The sequence below is a fragment of the Novosphingobium sp. PASSN1 genome (assembly GCF_002278815.1).
In genome coordinates this window covers 1-2,111 of sequence record NZ_NKIS01000037.1, presented here as the reverse complement: position 1 = coordinate 2,111, position 2,111 = coordinate 1, and the positions used below count along the sequence as shown (strand labels likewise).

The window sequence follows — 2,111 nt, the reverse complement described above, 5'->3', positions numbered from 1 at the left end:
CCGCTGGGACATGGCCGCCGATGGCGGGCGCGGCGCACCGGTCGATACCTTCACTGTCAGCCGCAAGCGCCTGCTGCTCGAAGTGGCCAAATGCGCCGTCGCGCTGGAAGCGCTGGGGCTGAAGGCGGGCGACCGCATCGCGCTCAACATGCCGAGCATCGTGCCGCAGATCTTCTGGACCGAAGCGGCCAAGCGGCTCGGCATTGTTTACACCGCCGTGTTCGGCGGGTTCAGCGACAAGACCCTCTCTGACCGCATCGCAGACGCCGGCGCGCGCGTGATCGTGACGTCAGACGGCAGCTACCGCAACGCGCAAGTGGCCGCCTTCAAGACCGCCTACACCGATCCCGCGCTCGACAACTACGTCCCCGTCAGCACCGCGCTGGCCGTCCTCGCCGCGACCGACTTCGGCCTCCCGGCGCAGGACGCAGCCGTCATTACCGATACCGTTGCCGAAACGCTCGCCGGTGAAGTCACTGTCGAACGCTCCGACGTCATGCGCGGGGTGGGCCGCGCGCTGATCAAGCTGGGCGAGGCAGGCCGCATCACCGCCAGCGATGCCGCGCGCGTGCGCCTTGCCATTGCCTCCAGCCTCGTCACGCTGCCGCCGCGCGTTGATACGGTGATCGTGGTGCGCCACACCGCGCAGCCCGATATCGTCTGGCGGGCCGAGCGTGACCGCTGGAGCCACGAGCTGACCGACGCCGCGCTGGAGACGATCCTCAAGACCGCGAATGTCGCGAGCGAAGACGCGCTGATTGCGCTGCCCGATGCCGATTTCGTCCGCGCGATCTGGGCCTCGTCGAAGCCGCTGGCGGTGGATGCGGACTATCCGCTGTTCTTCATCTACACCTCCGGCTCCACCGGCAAGCCCAAGGGCATTGTCCACGTTCACGGCGGCTACACCGCTGGCATCACGCATTCGATGCAGGTTGCGTTCGATGCGCGGCCCGGCGATACGATCTTTGTCGTCGCCGATCCGGGCTGGATCACCGGGCAGAGCTACCAGATTTCCGCAGCGCTGCTCAGCCGTGTCACCACGGTCGTCTCCGAAGGCTCGCCCGTGTTCCCCCACGCGGGCCGCTTCGCCTCGATGATCGAGCGCCACAAGATCACGATCTTCAAGGCAGGCGTCACCTTCCTCAAGTCGATCATGTCCGATCCCTCCAATCTGGCGGACGTGCAGCGCTATTCGATGGCCAGCTTGCGCGTCGCGACATTCTGCGCCGAGCCGACCAGCCCCTCCGTGCAGGCCTTCGGCATGGAGCATGTCACCCCGCAGTACATCAACAGCTACTGGGCAACCGAGCACGGCGGCATTGCCTGGACGCATTTTTACGGCAACGCCGATTTCCCGCTCAAGGCCGATGCCCATGCCTTCCCGCTGCCGTGGATCATTGGCGAAGTGTGGGTCGAGGACGAGGATGCCAGCCCTGGCACAGCACCATTCTCTCGTGCGGGCAGCGAAGGCGTCACCTGGCGCCGCGCAGCCCCGGGCGAAAAGGGCGAAGTCGTCATTGCCGCGCCTTATCCCTATCTGGCGCGCACGATCTGGGGCGATGTGGAGAATTTTCGCGTCGAGAACGGCAGCGTTGTCGGCGGCTGGACGGGCGATGCCGGACGCTGGGAAAGCGGCTACTGGGCACGCTGGCAGGGCGCATGGGCCTATACGCAGGGCGATTTCGCCATTGCGCATGATGATGGCTCGTTCTCGTTCCACGGCCGCAGCGATGACGTCATCAACGTCTCGGGCCACCGCATGGGCACCGAGGAAATCGAAGGCGCAGTGCTGCGCGACAAGACGCTAGATCCGGATTCGCCGGTCGGCAATGTCCTCGTCGTCGGCGCACCGCACCGCGAAAAGGGGCTGACCCCGCTCGCCTTCGTCGTCCCCGTCGCGGGCCGCAAGCTGACCGAGGAAGACCGCCAGCGCCTGTTCAACCTCGTCCGCACCGAAAAGGGCGCGGTCGCGGTTCCGGCAGACTTCATCGAAGTCAGCCAGTTCCCTGAAACCCGCTCGGGCAAGTACATGCGCCGCATGGTCCGTGCGCTGGTAGAGGGCGGCGAGCTGGGTGACGTCACCACCTTGCGCAACCCGGAAAGCCTGACCG

1 protein-coding gene is annotated in these 2,111 nt (G+C 66.2%); it reads left to right on the top strand.

Annotated features, from left to right (window positions below; translation table 11 throughout):
- On the top strand, positions 1-2,111 hold a 2,111-nt coding region (locus CFE35_RS22460; protein WP_292934096.1), incomplete at both ends, for an AMP-binding protein.